The organism is Roseibium sp. MMSF_3247 (assembly GCF_030733765.1).
Classification (GTDB): domain Bacteria; phylum Pseudomonadota; class Alphaproteobacteria; order Rhizobiales; family Stappiaceae; genus Roseibium.
In genome coordinates this window covers 574,384-589,791 of the sequence record NZ_JASHII010000001.1, presented here as the reverse complement: position 1 = coordinate 589,791, position 15,408 = coordinate 574,384, and the positions used below count along the sequence as shown (strand labels likewise).

Annotated in this window: 13 protein-coding genes and 2 riboswitches; all 13 genes read left to right on the top strand. The window is 58.4% G+C overall.

Annotated elements, in window-relative coordinates; all coding sequences use genetic code 11:
• Window positions 1-6 precede the first annotated feature (6 nt).
• The 13 genes from RBB44_RS02620 (at window position 7) to RBB44_RS02560 (ending at window position 15,388) form a co-directional block, all read left to right on the top strand.
• The gene (locus RBB44_RS02620; protein WP_306148299.1) at window positions 7-1,476 is read left to right on the top strand and encodes an aldo/keto reductase; all 1,470 of its coding nucleotides are present in this window, start codon (window positions 7-9) and stop codon (window positions 1,474-1,476) included.
• Between the two features lie 116 nt (window positions 1,477-1,592).
• Window positions 1,593-1,818: riboswitch (cobalamin riboswitch) on the top strand.
• 204 nt (window positions 1,819-2,022) lie between these two features.
• Complete coding sequence (locus RBB44_RS02615; RefSeq protein ID WP_306148298.1) at window positions 2,023-2,160, top strand: hypothetical protein; 138 nt, start codon at window positions 2,023-2,025, stop codon at window positions 2,158-2,160.
• Window positions 2,160-2,918: a metal ABC transporter ATP-binding protein gene (locus RBB44_RS02610; RefSeq protein ID WP_306148297.1), complete on the top strand. Its 759-nt coding sequence runs from the start codon at window positions 2,160-2,162 to the stop codon at window positions 2,916-2,918. The genes RBB44_RS02615 and RBB44_RS02610 overlap by 1 nt, the downstream gene beginning before the upstream one ends.
• Entirely contained in the window at window positions 2,911-3,813 is a 903-nt protein-coding gene (locus tag RBB44_RS02605) for a metal ABC transporter permease (RefSeq protein WP_306148296.1), read from the top strand. Before RBB44_RS02610 ends, RBB44_RS02605 begins: the two co-directional genes overlap by 8 nt.
• Entirely contained in the window at window positions 3,810-4,706 is an 897-nt protein-coding gene (locus RBB44_RS02600; protein WP_306148295.1) for a metal ABC transporter solute-binding protein, Zn/Mn family, read from the top strand. Before RBB44_RS02605 ends, RBB44_RS02600 begins: the two co-directional genes overlap by 4 nt.
• Window positions 4,707-4,797: 91 nt before the next feature.
• Window positions 4,798-5,011: riboswitch (cobalamin riboswitch) on the top strand.
• A gap of 536 nt (window positions 5,012-5,547) precedes the next feature.
• Entirely contained in the window at window positions 5,548-8,469 is a 2,922-nt protein-coding gene (mbhE, locus tag RBB44_RS02595) for a hydrogen gas-evolving membrane-bound hydrogenase subunit E (RefSeq protein WP_306148294.1), read from the top strand.
• Window positions 8,466-8,855: an NADH-quinone oxidoreductase subunit K gene (locus RBB44_RS02590; protein ID WP_209172494.1), complete on the top strand. Its 390-nt coding sequence runs from the start codon at window positions 8,466-8,468 to the stop codon at window positions 8,853-8,855. Before mbhE ends, RBB44_RS02590 begins: the two co-directional genes overlap by 4 nt.
• A 5-nt stretch (window positions 8,856-8,860) precedes the next feature.
• Window positions 8,861-10,402, top strand: a complete 1,542-nt coding sequence (locus RBB44_RS02585; protein WP_306148293.1) for a Na+/H+ antiporter subunit D — start codon at window positions 8,861-8,863, stop codon at window positions 10,400-10,402.
• Window positions 10,399-10,779 (top strand): Na+/H+ antiporter subunit E, encoded by a 381-nt coding sequence (locus RBB44_RS02580; RefSeq protein ID WP_306148292.1) that lies wholly within the window; start codon window positions 10,399-10,401, stop codon window positions 10,777-10,779. Before RBB44_RS02585 ends, RBB44_RS02580 begins: the two co-directional genes overlap by 4 nt.
• On the top strand, window positions 10,776-11,132 hold the full coding sequence (locus RBB44_RS02575; RefSeq protein WP_306148291.1) for a monovalent cation/H+ antiporter complex subunit F: 357 nt from the start codon (window positions 10,776-10,778) through the stop codon (window positions 11,130-11,132). Before RBB44_RS02580 ends, RBB44_RS02575 begins: the two co-directional genes overlap by 4 nt.
• A complete protein-coding gene (gene mnhG, locus RBB44_RS02570) occupies window positions 11,132-12,409 on the top strand; it encodes a monovalent cation/H(+) antiporter subunit G (RefSeq protein WP_306148290.1) in 1,278 nt (425 codons plus the stop codon). The genes RBB44_RS02575 and mnhG overlap by 1 nt, the downstream gene beginning before the upstream one ends.
• A 95-nt stretch (window positions 12,410-12,504) precedes the next feature.
• Window positions 12,505-14,028 (top strand): HAMP domain-containing sensor histidine kinase, encoded by a 1,524-nt coding sequence (locus tag RBB44_RS02565; RefSeq protein WP_306148289.1) that lies wholly within the window; start codon window positions 12,505-12,507, stop codon window positions 14,026-14,028.
• A complete protein-coding gene (locus RBB44_RS02560) occupies window positions 14,021-15,388 on the top strand; it encodes a sigma-54 dependent transcriptional regulator (RefSeq protein ID WP_306148288.1) in 1,368 nt (455 codons plus the stop codon). Before RBB44_RS02565 ends, RBB44_RS02560 begins: the two co-directional genes overlap by 8 nt.
• Window positions 15,389-15,408 lie beyond the last annotated feature (20 nt).

Here is a 15,408-nt window from a genome sequence, read left to right as displayed (position 1 = left end):
CCACTCATGACCGTCCATCCGCCGCGCCAGATCCTAGCTGACGGCCTGGAAATCAGCCGTGTTTTGACAGGCCTCTGGCAGGTCGCCGATATCGAAAAGAATGGTTCGGAACTCGATCCTGAGAAAGGGGCAGATCACCTGGAAGCCTATCTGAAGGCCGGGTTTTCCACCTTCGACATGGCCGACCACTATGGCAGCGCTGAGATCATCTCCGGGCGATTGCTTGCGCGCCATGATGGACAGGACCGCCCTCAGGTCTTCACAAAATGGTGCCCGGAACCAGGCCCGATGACGGCCAATGTCGTGCGCGCGGGTGTGCAGGAACGGCTCGACCGGCTGGGCACGGACTGCGTTGATCTCCTGCAGTTTCATTGGTGGAGTTTTGAACATCCCGCCTGGCTGGACGCCCTTCATGAAATGGCGAAACTGAAAGACGAGGGCCTGATCAAGGCCCTCGGCGTCACCAATTTTGATGCCGCGCACCTGCGCCTTGCCCTTTCGGACGGCATTCCGCTTGTGAGCAATCAGGTTTCATTTTCCATGATCGACCGCAGGGCGCTTGGCCCCTTGTCCGATCTGTGTGCGGAAAGAGACGTCCGGTTACTTGGTTACGGCACGCTTTGTGGCGGCTTCCTGTCGGATCGCTGGCTCGGCAAATCTGAACCCGCAGACATCACCGACTGGTCGAAAATGAAGTACAAGCGCTTCATCGATGCTGCCGGTGGCTGGGACGGATTTCAGGCGATCTTGAAAGCGGCAAACTCCATAGCGCAAAAACACGGCGTCTCACTTGCAAACGTGGCGACGCGCTGGGTTTTGGAGCAACCGGCCGTCGCTGGTGTCATTGTCGGTGCCCGGCTCGGTGAAAGCGAGCATATGGCGGACAATGCAAAGCTTTTCTCGTTCGCCCTCGACGAAGAAGACACCTCGCAGTTGGACAAGGCTTTTTCACAAACAACACCGGTCCCAGGGGACTGCGGCGATGAATACCGCCGCTCGCCATTTCTAACGGCCTCCGGTGATCTCAGTCATCACCTGTCAGAAATGCCGCGTGCTCATGCGGCAGCCCCGGCACCTCACCGTCCGGATGCAACTCATGTTTTGACAGGATCCGACTGGGAAGAGATTGCCGGATATTGCCGAGCCCACCGGATCGGCAACCGTATTCTTGTCTCGGGCACGACCGCGGTGGCCGGAGCGTCCCGGGCCGTTGCCCCAGAAGACGCCGCCGCACAGACCACCTTCATTCTCGACAAGATCCTTGCCGCGCTTTCGGCGCTTGGCGCGACTGCAAATGATGTCGTTCGAACACGCATCTTCATCACGGATGAGGCCGATGTGTTCGACATCTCCCGCGCCCATGGCCGCGTTTTCTCGGACATCAAGCCGGCAAACACACTTGTGGTCGTTGCCGGATTGATCGGCGATCACAAGGTGGAAATTGAGGCCGAGGCTTTGTTGCAGGGCGATGCCTGACGGCAAAAACTCGCGTGTCTAACACGCTCTGTCCTGGTTTTTGCACCAGCTATTGAATGGTCTGTAAGGTCTCGTTGAATAAGATAAATTCCGTATTGATCATTCGCGTCTGCACAAATAGTCTGAACGCTGATGGTTCCCGCGGAACGAAATCGCTGCGGGATGAAAAGGGAACACGGTGAGGAAGAGCCGAAAGGGCGCCTAATCCGTGACTGCCCCCGCAACTGTGAGCGGAGAGCGACCCCGAACGACGCCACTGGGCCCATGATCGCATGGCCCGGGAAGGTACGGGAAAGCTTCGACCCGCGAGTCAGGAGACCTGCCATCGCAACCACAACAACCCGGGCGGGGTGTCCCGGAGGGAGAAGCCAATGTGCCACGCGGCTAACACTGCCGTTCGACAATATGGTCCCGCCATGCCCCCGTCTCATCGGAGGTGGCGATGCGCCCGATTGCGATTCGAAACAATTTTCCAGCCCACGGCGATAACCGGGTCAGCACAGCCGGCCTGATCCCCGTCATTCACAAACATCGCGAGTTGTCCCGGTGACCCGGCGCGCTGCTTCAAAGGAGCTTCCGGCAAGCCGTTTGCCGTGCTTGACGGAAATGAGCCTGCCAGCCCTCATCGGCGGTGCCGCCGCTCTGTCCGCCGCGCTCTGGCTTGCAATTCTGGCGGTGCTTTGATGACGGCAGTTGTTGAAATCCGGAATCTCGCTCTCGGGTATCCCGAACTGACGTTGTTCAAGCATTTGTCTTTGGACATTCAGGCCGGAACCACCCTGGCGGTGCTCGGCGCCAACGGCTCGGGCAAGAGCACCTTCGTCAAGATGCTGCTTGGGTTGATGGATCCCCTTGCCGGCCGTGTCACCTGGCCGGCCGGGCGCCCGCAGGAAGTCGGCTATCTGGCACAATTGACCGAATTTGACCGCAGGTTCCCGATCCGGGTCCGGGATCTGGCAGCCATGGGCGCCTGGCGCGGATTTGGCCTTTGGTCAGGCCTTGGCCGCGCCGGGCGGAACCGGGTGGCCGCGGCGCTTGAGGAAGCCGGCATTCTGGATCTGGCAGACCGGTCGCTCCACACGCTGTCCGGCGGGCAGCTGCAGCGAGCCCTGTTTGCCCGCGTGATCCTGCAAGACGCTCCCTTGATCCTGCTCGATGAACCTTTCGCTGCGGTTGACCAAAGCACCGAAGCGCACCTCCTTTCAATCATCGATCGCTGGCGCGCCGAAGGCCGGGCGGTCGTGCTTGTTGTGCATGACTTGTCCTCCGTTCTCGATCACTGCAGCCATGCATTGCTTCTGGGAGGTGGCATGGCAGCCCAGGGAACCGTCGACGAGGTTTTGACGCCGGACCGGCTCGTTAAACAAGGTTACATGTCCGAAAGTCAGGCCTCTTGGATGTTCCGGGGCAACGCCCAACAGCGGGAGGCTGCCTATGTTTGAGCTTATTGCGGAGATGTGGGACTTCGCCTTCATGCGAAGGGCGTTCGTCGCCACCACCGTCCTTTCGGCCTCTGTGGCCCCGATCGGAGCATTTTTGGTCCTGCGGCGGCTATCCCTTGCCGGAGAAGCCATGGCGCATGCGATCACGCCCGGCATCGTCATCGGGTTTGTCACGGCTGGTTTGTCTGTGGTCTCCTTGCTGGTCGGTGGGCTCGTCGCCGGCGTGGGTGTTGCGATCCTGACTGCTCTTCTTGCGCGCAAAACAATCCTGCGCAGCGATGCCAGCCTGGCGTCCCTTTATCTTATCGCCCTGGCTGCCGGGATCTTCATTCTGTCGGCGGCCGGGTCCGCCGTGCCGCTGAAAAGCTTTCTGTTCGGCTCCATCCTCGGAATTGACGACGCCTCGATGATGCTGGTCGGCGGTGTTGCGGCCGTGACCCTGATCGCCTTTGCAATCCTGCTCCGCCCCCTCATCATCAGCACCTGCGATCCCATCTTCTTCGAGGCCCAGACAAAGCGGCCGTGGCTGGTCGATCAGGGCTTCATGCTGCTTCTGGTGCTGAACCTTCTTGCCGCCTTCAAGACGCTGGGAACGTTGATGGCAGTCGGCCTGATGATCTTGCCGGCGACAGCTGCCCGCTATTGGGCAAGCACGATTACCGGCCAGCTGGTGCTGGGCTTTTTCTTTGCCCTTGCCAGCTGCTGGATCGGGCTGACCCTTTCCTACCTGTTTCCCGAGACTCCCTCGGGGCCTGCCATCGTCCTGGTGGCCGGCGGTTTCTTCCTGATTTCGGCCCTCTTCGGACCGCTCGGATTCGGCGCCCGCCTGCGCAAACCGTCACCCAAGACAATACCTTCTATCGAACAAACCTACATTGAAGAGAGAACCCAATGAGCCTTTTGAAATCCCTGGCGGCCAGTATTGCGGCTACATCGCTCGCGTTTGTCACTTTGCCGGCTGCCGCACATGAAGATGTAAAGGTCGTCGCCAGCTTCTCGATCCTTGGCGACATGGTCGAGCAGGTGGCGGGCGACTATGCCAGCGTGACCACAATCGTTGGTCCCGATGCCGATGCCCACGTCTATCAGCCGTCGGTCGCCGATGCGAAAGCGGTTGCGAAGGCCGATGTGATCTTCGTCAATGGCCTTGGCTTTGAAACCTGGTCGGACACCTTGATCAAGGAATCCGGCACCGAGGCAACCGTCTTTGTGGCCACTGAAGGCGTCATTCCCGTGAAGGTCGACGGAGAAACCGATCCGCACGCCTGGAATTCTCTGACAAATGGCGCCATCTACGTGCGCAACATCGCCGATGCCATGGGCAAGGCCCTGCCCGAGCATGCCGATGACTTCACCGCAAACGCGGACGCCTATATTGCAAGGCTGGAAGCCCTCGACAAGGAAACCCGCAAGAAGCTTGCCGCACTTCCGGAAGACCGCCGCACAGTCGTCACGGCGCATGACGCCTTCGGCTATCTCGCCGACGCTTACGGACTAACCTTCCTCGCACCGGTCGGCATCGACACCGAAGCCGAGCCGTCCGCGCGGGATCTTGCCTTATTGATCGCGCAGCTGAAAGAGCAAGGCGCTGCCGCCCTCTTCGTTGAAAACATCACCAGCCCGGCACTTGTCCAGCAGATCTCCGATGAAACCGGCATCGAAATCGGTGGACGTCTGTTCTCTGACGCCCTGTCGGAACGCGGCGGACCTGCGACCAGCTACGAGGCCATGTTCCAGCACAATCTCGGCACACTGCTCGAGGCACTCGGCAAACAGAATGCAAGCTGAGTAACATATTATAAGAAGGCGGCGACCCATCGCCGCCTTCAGTACTTATGCCTGTCGCCTATTCGGACGAGTTGACACGCTCCACATGGCAGGTGAGACTGATGATGATGGTTTCCGGCGGTGACATGCTCACCTTGGGATGAAAAGGGAATACGGTGCGGCGATGAATCCAATGCCAAATCCGTGACTGCCCCCGCAACTGTGAGCGGTGAGCAACCTTGAACTGGCCACTGGGAGATCCCGGGAAGGCTCAGGGAAGCTAAGACCCGCAAGTCAGGAGACCTGCCATCGTTCTGTAACTCAAACCCGGGCGGGGTGCTCCGGCGGAGAAGGACGATATGGTACTCTTGACCACAGGCCAGATGCCTGCATCCAACTCTGTTCCAGTTTATGCCCCGCACAGACGCGGAGGGCGTAATGAACCGGAATTCGACACAAGACATAGCCAGCAATCTTCTCAATTTGACTGAAAGCCTGAGCCAGCGTGCCCAAAGGGCCATGCGCCCAAATGGTGCAGGCGACTCTGAAGCCCTGGAAACGGTGCAACACGTGATCGCTTTCGCGCCCTCATCTGAGAGGACTGCAGAAACTGGGCAACCGTTGTTTGACGGTCCCTCTTTGAGTAAGCGAGTGCGTTGAGAGTAGCGAACAGCGAAGTTCCACCGGCGCATATCACCGTCGGAAACGCGTGTTCAGGTTTCCGAACATGAGCTTGAAAAAGGTGTTCGGAAGCCCGAACACTGCCAACAGAGCACTACTCGTAACTTATTGAATTTACGTAACAAGGCCGGATGGCACTGCAATTGCAAACGTCGGAGAGACGATCAATTGAGGTGCCAACATGTTTTCAAACACGCTTGATAGCTCTGCTATCGCCAGCTGGATGCCCGGAGAGGCCATTCCAAGCTTGCTGGTGATCGCTTTTCTAGGTGCTGCGCTCAGCTTCCTGGTCCTGCCGCGGCTCGGCAAGTCTGCCGGCCCCGTCGCCGCACTGTTGCCTGCAGGCCTGTTTGTGGCCTTCATGACTTACGTGCCTGTTATGGCGTATGGCGAGGGCGTTCCGACAATCCTCCAGACGGTGCAATGGGTTCCGTCGCTCGGCATCAACTTCGATGTGCGGCTGGATGGGTTTTCCCTGTTGTTCGCCTTGATGATCACAGGCATCGGGTCCCTGGTGGTTCTCTATGCGGGGTCCTATTTTGCGGAAAAACCCGCAGACGACCGGGGACGCTTCCTAAGCTACATCCTGATGTTCATGGCGGCGATGCTTGGCACCGTTCTGTCCGACAACGTGATCGTGATGTTCGTCTTCTGGGAAATGACGAGCCTCTTGTCCTTCCTGCTCATCGGCTTCAATTCCACCTCGATTGAAGCACGGAAGGCAGCACTGCAGTCGCTGGTGATCACCGCCGGTGGCGGTTTGGCGCTGTTCGGCGGTCTGCTCATCATGGGTATGGAAGCCGGCACCTTCTCGCTGCTTGAAATCACAAGCAACCCAGGCCTGGTGACCGACAGCACATGGTTCGGTGTGATTGCCGCCCTGGTCCTGATCGGTGCCTTCACCAAGTCCGCGCAGTTCCCGTTCCATTTCTGGCTGCCGAATGCAATGCAGGCGCCGACACCGGCCTCCGCTTATCTCCATTCTGCAACAATGGTGAAGCTGGGCATCTTCTTGCTGGCCCGGTTCGACCCGATCTTGAGCGCCTCGCCGACCGTGATCGTAATCATGGTTGCCGTTGGCCTGACCACGATGCTGGTTGCCGCACTGATGGCACTTCGGGCTGATGGTTTGAAAGCCATTCTTGCGTATTCGACAGTGGCCTCCCTCGGCCTTCTGGTGACGCTCATCGGCCTTCAGGGTCCAGGCAGCTCGATCGGCATCGCCGGATTCATTCTCGCCCACTCGCTCTACAAAGCCGCGCTGTTCTTCTGTGCAGGCATTGTAATTCACGCGACCGGAGCAACGCGGGTCCGGGATCTTGGTGCACTCTTCGGCCTGCTGCCGCTGACCGCAATCGCGGCAATCCTCGCCAGCTTGTCCATGGCCGGACTGCCGCCGTTCGTCGGGTTCATCGCCAAGGAATATGTCTTCGAGGCAAAACTCGATTCGTCCTTTGCGGCCGTCGTGACGTTTGTTGCAGTGCTGGTGAACTCAGTCCTGGTCGCAATTGCAGGTATCTTCGCGCTTCGTCCGTTCTTCGGCAAAGCAACGGCCTACACTGAAAAACCGAAACATGGCGAAACGATCGGGATGACTACCGGACCCGTTGTTCTGGCAGCCCTCGGCGTATTCTTCGGCCTGTTCGCAGATATCCCGCAGTACTTCATCGTCGGGCCGGCGGCTGTCGCCCTCCAGGGTGCTCCGTTCTATGTGTCCTTCGAGCTGTGGCATGGTATCACACCAATGCTTGGCCTGTCCGCTCTGGTTGTTCTGATTGGCGGCCTTCTCGTCTGGAAATGGACACCGATCCATGAGGCCATGCTGCGCCTGTCGTTCATCGATCGCTTTTCCTTTGAGAAGGGCTATGACGCGATTTTCGGCGGTCTCCTTAGCCTTGCGCAGAGCACAACACGCACAATTCAGAACGGTCAGATGCGGACCTACGTCGCTGTGACCATTGCCGTGGTCACGGGTGCTCTGGCCTACGCAGTTCTCGCCGGTGAAACCTTTGCTGGAGCTGCCGGCCTCACATTGCCGCCGCTCGCTGCGGACGAAATCCGGCCGTACCTCTTGATCGTTTGTACGCTCATCGCACTTGGGGGCATCGTTGCTGCGATCTCCCGTTCGATGGTCGTCTCACTCGTCGGCGTGGGGCTTTCGGGCTATGGTATTGCATTGGTCTTCTTGAAGAACGGCGCACCTGACCTGGCTCTGACACAGTTCCTTGTCGAGACACTTCTGGTCGTCATCGTCTCTGCGGTCCTGGTGAAGATGCCAGCGATTGCCGATGGCCTTCGCAGCTATTCCAAGTTTGACCTGCGGACAGGGGACGCGCTGTTGTCGACCGTCTTTGCCGGTGCGTTGTTTGTCGTGCTCCTGTCAATTGCGGCCAAGCCGTTCAATCCGACGGTCACAGAATACTACGCCGTCACCAGCCTGTCTGAAGCGTTTGGTCGCAACGTGGTCAACGTGATCCTTGTCGACTTCCGGGCTCTGGATACGCTTGGAGAGATTGCCGTTGTCGCATTCGCGGCCATCGCAGCATGGGCGGTCCTGACCGGCGGCAATCCGCCATCGAAGACCGCAAAGGCGGGCGTTGCCACAAACCGCGCCGTGCCGTCTTTGATCTTCGAAACGACGGCACGGATGTTCTTCTTCCTGATGCTCATTGTGTCCGTCTGGGTTCTGTTCCGCGGTCATAACGAACCGGGCGGCGGGTTCATCGGTGGCTTGATTGCCTCAGCAGGGTTTGCAGTGCTCGCACTGGCCTTGGGCGTCGACTTCGCACGTCGGAGACTGCTCCTGCATCCAGTCGCCTGGATGGGTATCGGTTTGACGCTGGCCATCCTGTCCGGTGTCCCGGGCGCGATCATCAACGAGTCGTTCCTCACACACCAATGGGTCAACCTGAACCTCGGCGTTACCTCGTTGAAGCTTGGCACCACCTATCTTTTCGACATTGGTGTCTACCTGACAGTGATCGGCGGCGTTCTCGCCTTCCTCATTCGGGTTCAACAGCAAAACAGTGGCGGCGATGACGCCACCACTGCAGCTGACGATGTCACGAAATCCAACATCTCAACTCAAGGAGCGTCGGCATGATCTACGTTTATGCGGCGACCATCGCCATCGTTGCAGGAGCTGGGATCTACATGATCCTTGCACAGAACATCGTGCGGATCATTTTGGGTGTCGCCCTGCTCGCCGCTTCGGCCAACCTGCTGATCTTCCTGTCCGGCCGGCTTGGCTCGGTCACCCCGCCGATCATCCGGCAAGATGCGGAAGTGTTGGGCAGTTATGCCGCCAATCCACTGCCGCAAGCGCTGGTACTGACGGCGATTGTGATTGGCTTTGCTCTTACCGCCTATGCCGTCGCGCTCGCCGTGAAAGGCTACAAGTCGCTGGGCACCATGGATACGAGCCAGATGCATGACGCAGAAGATCTCGGATCGCCGTTCGCAGCAAAATCAGCACCAAAACAAGGCTGAGTTAAATGACAGAAACATCACACAATCTGCTTGTTCTCGCCTTTCCGGTGCTGGTTCCGCTGACACTTGCAGCGATCACAGCAATCCTTTGGCGCAACATTCAGGCCCAACGCGTTGTCGCGATTGCCGGCCTGGGCGTGATCGTGGTCTGCTCGGTCCTGCTCACGATGGCCGTGCTCCGCTACGACATCCTTGCCGTTGAATTCGGCTCGTGGGCCGTGCCATTTGGCATCTCCTTTGTGGCAGACCGCTTCGCAGCGGCTCTGGTCATGATCACGGGCGTTCTTGCGTTCTGTGTAGGCATCTTCAGCCTACGGGATATGCGCCAGATCCACATGCGTGCAGGTTTCTACCCGCTCTTCTTCGGCATGGTCGCCGGAGTGAACGGGGCGTTCCTGACCGGAGATCTGTTCAATCTCTATGTCTGGTTCGAGGTGATGCTCATCACGTCCCTCGGCCTGTTGGTGATTGGCCGCACGAAAGCGCAGATCGACGGTGCGATCAAATACGCGCTGCTGAACCTCCTCGGCACGGTCTTGTTCCTGATGGCCATCGGCTTGCTCTATGGGGCTGCCGGCACGTTGGCATTCGCCGACCTTGCGCGGGTCCTGCCAACGCTTGAGCCGACACCTGGCCTGGTTGGAGCGGCAATCCTGTTCTTGTGTGCCTTTGGCATCAAGGCAGGCGTGTTTCCGCTGTTCTTCTGGCTTCCGGCCAGCTACCATACAGCACCGTTCACAATTTCTGCGATCTTTGCAGGTCTCCTCACCAAGGTCGGCGTCTACGCAGCATTCCGCGTGTTCACTTTGCTCTTCACGGTTGAGGAGTCTGGGATCCGCGAGATCGTCGCTGTTGTTGCAGCGCTCACCATGGTGACCGGGGTGTTCGGAGCCGCGGTCCAATGGAACATCCGCCGGATTCTGTCGTTCCACATCATTTCGCAGATTGGCTACATCTTGATGGGACTTGCGATCGCCACACCTTTGGCCATCGCAGGTGCGGTGTTCTACATCGTTCACCACATCATCGTGAAAGCCAATTTGTTCCTGCTGGCCGGTGCCATTCGTCAGGCAAGCGGGACGGACGACCTAAAGAAATCTGGCGGCCTCCTGAAAAGCCACCCGTGGCTGGCGGTGCTCTTTCTCATTCCCGCCCTGTCGCTGGCGGGGTTGCCGCCGCTGTCGGGTTTCTGGGCCAAGTTTCTCGTCGTTGACGCCTCGTTCAAGGGCGACATGGCGTGGTTGGCAGCCGTTGCCCTGTTTACGGGACTGTTAACGCTCTACTCCATGACAAAGATCTGGATGGAAGCGTTCTGGAAAGCACCGGGCATCGAGCGTTCTCAAACGCGTCCGGTCCCTGTCCTGATGATAGCTCCAATCGCAGTTCTGGGTGCGATCACGCTCACAATTGGCTTTTACGCCGAACCGTTCGTTCAGTTCGCGGAGAAAGCCTCCATCACCCTCACGCAACCGGATGTCTACATCGCAGCCTTCTTCGGTGAAGAGACCCAAGTTGGTGAAGCTGCTCTTGAAAGGATCGACCAATGATTAGCCTTTTACAGCGTTTGGGCGCCTTCGGCCTTCTGTGCGGCGTCTTTATCATCGAGCTGGTAAAAGCCTCAGTGGACGTGACGGTCGCCGTCTTGTCCAACAAGCAGAAATTGAAGCCGGCCATTGTTGCAGTCCCGCTCGACCTGCGGACAGACATGGGGATCACCACCCTTGCAAACATCGTGAGCCTGACACCGGGAACCACCTCGCTGCACATCTCAGATGACCGCAAGACGCTCTATGTCCACGTTCTGGACCGGGAAAGCGACGAGGACGTGATCCGTTCCATCAAGGACACGTTTGAAACCCGCGTTCGGGCTGTCGAGGGACCGGCTCACAGCCAAACTGTAACCAAGAAAGGAGCCGTCGCATGAGCACTGAAAGCATTATGGGTATTTCTGAGACCCTCAACACGGTTCTGGTACTGTTGATCATCGGCGCTTTCGCGCTCACCGCCCTGCGTCTCATGAAGGGCCCGAGCTATGCGGACCGGTTTGTCGCCATTGATATGCTGACGGGTCTGGCCGTGGCCGCCTGCGCCTTGACCGCGCTGACAACCGGCCGGTCCGAATTCCTCGATGTGGCATTTGCGCTGGCCCTGATCGCTTTTGTCGCAACGGCAGCATTTGCAGCTTTCCTTGAACGAAAAGTCGCTGTCACCGATGGTCGCCTCCGGGACAATGGCAAACAAAAAGCCAACAAAGCCGCGCAACAGGAGGCATCGTGATGGTTGATCTTATTGCCCTTTTGGTGAAATTCGTTGGCGTTGGCTTCTTGCTGATCGCAACGATCGGATTGCTGCGCTTTGACGATCCTTTCCAGCGGATGCACGCCGCAACGAAAGCAGGCACGCTGGGTGCTGGTCTGGTCCTGATCGGGACCATGCTCAGCAAATCCAGCTTGGATTCAACGATGATGGGCGGCATGACCCTGTTGTTCCTGATCCTGACGATTCCAGTCGCAAGTCATTTGCTGGCACGGGCGGCGTACCTGTCCGGCGCTGAGCTGGCCGGGATCGGAGATGCGGACAATGCCTTGCGTGATGTTTTGAAAAGGCCAGAGCAGCCGATTGAAAAGCAGGCTGAACGCTTGGATCTACAAGGAATGGCGGCCGCAGCTGAAGCAGACATTGCAACAGAAGTGCCGGTGTCAGCGGATCCTGTGCTCTGCGATGCTGAAAAATCGGGTTTCGTATCCCTCAAGGATGTGGTTGCTCCTGAGCGCGTCCGCTTTGCAGCAGTTGGCGATGCCGCGCCGAAACTCGCGCGCCGCGCAGCAGAATTTGCAGCACGCACAGACCTCCCGCTCATCGCTGTTGTCGCTGTGGACACTGGATATGTGGATGCAACAGACAATAGCACCGAGACGATGCGGCTGATCCGCGACAAGGTCGGTCATTGGCTGCCTGATCTGCGTTCGCTCTCAGACGATCTCGGCGTTTCAGTGGAGCTCGTCTACGAGGAAGGTGATGCGGCTGCATCAATGGCCGGTGTCGGCGACGTGCGTGAGTTTCTGGTTCTACCAACGGACGGATGGGCGGATCATGGTGTCGGCGTTGCAACCCCCCATGCCACCAAGCAACCTGACGGATTGCTGCGTGTTGCCAGCATGCACCCCGGCCCGACGCTTTACGCGGTCGATGTCCCCCGAGCCGGTCCCGTCACCGTGTTGTTCGATGGGTCTTATGATGTCTGGCGTGCACTTGATTTGGCGCTTGTAGAACGGCTTTGGACTGCGACAGAACTTCGGGTGTTTGGATACGTTGACGCGGCCAGCCGGGCGGAAATTGAGCAACGTGCTGCCGATGCCAACACACCGGTTGTCTTCGCAGACCCGGAACTGACCGCACCGGATGATGCCTTGTTGCCGGAACAAATGGTGTCTGACGCCGTCGCAGTGATCCTTCCGGACCTTCCAAGACCTTTGCGGACCCGCTGGTACGGAACCTTCTGGCAAGACAAGATCTCGCCAAATTGGCGGGGGGACGTTCTGGTTTGGACCTAGCCCAAGGCGGTCCTTGGCATTAGGATGGCAAACGTTCTTGAAAAACATCAAGGGGATGGCGGCAGCGCCATCCCTGTTCTTTAGCTGGACCCCATATGCCATCTGACGCACCTTCGGAAAACCAAAAGAAAACCGGCCTAGCCGGACCGGGTGCAAAAAAGCTGAGATCCTGGCCGTTGGTTTGGCGGCTGCCGGTGGCCATGGCGTCGGTGGTTATGCTGTTTGCGGTTGTTCTAACCATTTTTGGTTTGCAAGAGCTGGAACGCCGGGAAGCCGAGCTCCGCGTCGAAGTTGGCGGGGCATTTCTCGACACCTTGGCCGGGCTGATCACACCAGCGATTGTCACCGATGGTCCGTTATCGGAAATTGAAGGCTTGCTGTCGGCCTCTGCCAGGTTCAAACCCTCTTTGCGCAACGAAGCTGTTGCCGTTTGTTGCCTGGCGGACGGCTCAATTTTGATAACATCCTCCTACCCCGATGAGACCGCAAATGGCGCCAAACCCCGAACAACCGAGCTTGCTCTTGAAGACTGGCTCAACGCCAATCGCAGTCTGCCGCCAAACGAAGCCGCAATCCAAATTGTCGATGCGACAAACAAACAACTGATTGTACAGTCTTTTCCCGTGAGCGATGGCTCAACGATCCTGCTTGGTGCGGCCTTTGATCTCGAATGGCAACGCGCCGAGCAAGAAGAACGGCGCCGTGTCGCTCTTGCCGTGGATGTCGCGTTTTCTGTCCTCGCAGCAATCCTGACGTTTTTTATCGCACAATACAGCCTGCGCCCCATTGATGACCTCACCAAGGCTCTCGACGACGATTCTTACGATGCAAATACTGAGGTTGATCCAGTGTCTGCGAACACAGAGATCGGCCGTCTGCAAAATGCGCTGAGAACCCGGGCCGAGCTTCAGGCACGAGCTGACGCGATCGCTAAAACTGAAAACAAACATGCGCGGGAGGCCACGCTGGCTCGCCTTGCAGCAGGGCTCGCGCATGAGGTGCGCAATCCGCTTGCCGGGATGAGCGCGGCCACATCGACACTGCGCCGGTTTGGGGACGACAAAACAGTGCGAGAACAGACGATTGACCTGATCGACCGGGGCCTGCAAAGCATTGATCATGTGGCGGCCAGCATGTTGTCGACCTACCGGCCACCGGAAGGCAACAGAGATCTCAAGCCCGACGATCTCAATGACTTGCGGACCTTGATCAACCCGAAAGTGCGCGCCAAACAGGTGGACTTGAGTTTTAAATCGGAGCTCGCGGAAACCTACCCTGCCAGCGCGGAAGCCGTGCGCCAGATCGTGCTCAACTTGCTCTTGAATGCCATAGACGCCACTCCGGTTGGCAGTTCCGTTGCCTTTGAGTCCAAGCTGATCGAAGAGCAACTCACCATCAAGGTCTCCGACAGCGGCCCCGGTCTTCCTGGAGAAGCCCTGAATGTCCTAACCGGCGGCACCACTCCGGAGAAGCCACAAACGCGGCGCCTTGGACTTTGGCTGGTTCACCAACTGATTGATGATGTGAATGGCCGGCTGGCGATTTCAACACGCCCGCAAAGCGGCACGGTAATCACCATCACCATTCCAAAACGCACCGACGAGGCGGATAATGTCTGAGCTGATTTTGCTGGTGGAAGACGATCCGGTCCTTGGACCCTCCCTGCAACAACGTCTTGTTCTCGAAGGATTTTCCGTCGTTCATGCCACCACTCTTGCCGCCGCCCGCGAGTTTCTTGGCAAACGGGTTCCGAGCTTTGTTTTGTCGGACATTCGGTTGCCGGACGGGTCCGGCGCCGATTTGCTGCGGGAGGTGCTCAGCCAGCACGGTGCGGTGCCAATTGTCTATATGACAGCACATGGTTCGGTCGATCAGGCCGTGGAACTCGTGCGCGATGGCGCCAGGGATTACCTAGCGAAACCCTTCAATTTGGATGAGCTTGTCAGCCGCATTCAGGAACTTCTGCTTCGCCCGCTTGCGCCGCAACTGGATGACCCGTTTTCAACATTTGGGCTTTCAGTATCCATGCGCGGCGTGCGTTCCATGCTCGACCGCCTGGCGGAGATTGATTTGCCCGTTTTGCTGATTGGAGAAACCGGCACCGGCAAGGAAATCGCAGCACGGTATCTGCACGCCAAGAACGCTGCACAATCGCGCCTTTTCGAGGCCGTGAACTGCGGGCAACTCTCACCGGAGCTGGCAGATTCGACGCTCTTCGGGCACGAGAAAGGCGCCTTCACCAGCGCACATGACAGGCGGATCGGCGTTTTGGAAAGTGTTGGCGAGGGGACGCTGCTTCTCGATGAAATCGGTGACACGGGACCGGAACTTCAATTGAAGCTTTTGCGCGTGTTGCAGGAGCGGCAGTTCAGGCGGCTGGGCGCAACACAGGATCTTGCCTTCAAAGGCCGGCTCGTGTGCGCAACGAACCGTGATCTTGAGGAGGCGGTCAGAGACGGTGTGTTTCGGGAGGATCTCCTGTTTCGCATCAATGTGGTGACGATCCGCATTCCGCCTTTGCGCGAGCGTCTGGAAGAAGTGGCGCCGCTGCTCACAGCCTTTGCCGCAAACGCTGCGCAGCGCATGGGAATTGCTCCAAAACCTGCCACAGCTGCTGCAGTATCAGCGGCCGAGCAGCATGATTGGCCCGGGAACGTTCGCGAACTCCGGAACCGCGTTGAACGCGCCGTTGCACTGGCAGGCGGGGCCGAGCTGACGCCATTCGATTTGTTTCCGGAAAACACCGCGCACATCCTCCAGCCTGCAGCCCAGACATCCGGCGACCCAAACTCTGGCCTGCCACACAGTTCTATTGGGTTTCCCTCGTTGGCTGAAGTCCGGGATCAGGCAGAACGCACCCACATTTTGCGTGCCCTTGATGAAACCGATGGCCGGTTGCAGGACGCCGCCAAGCTTTTGGATATCTCACGCACAACCTTATGGGAACGCATGCGCCGCCACGGCATCGACCGTACTTGAGATTTCAAAGTGTAATTTGT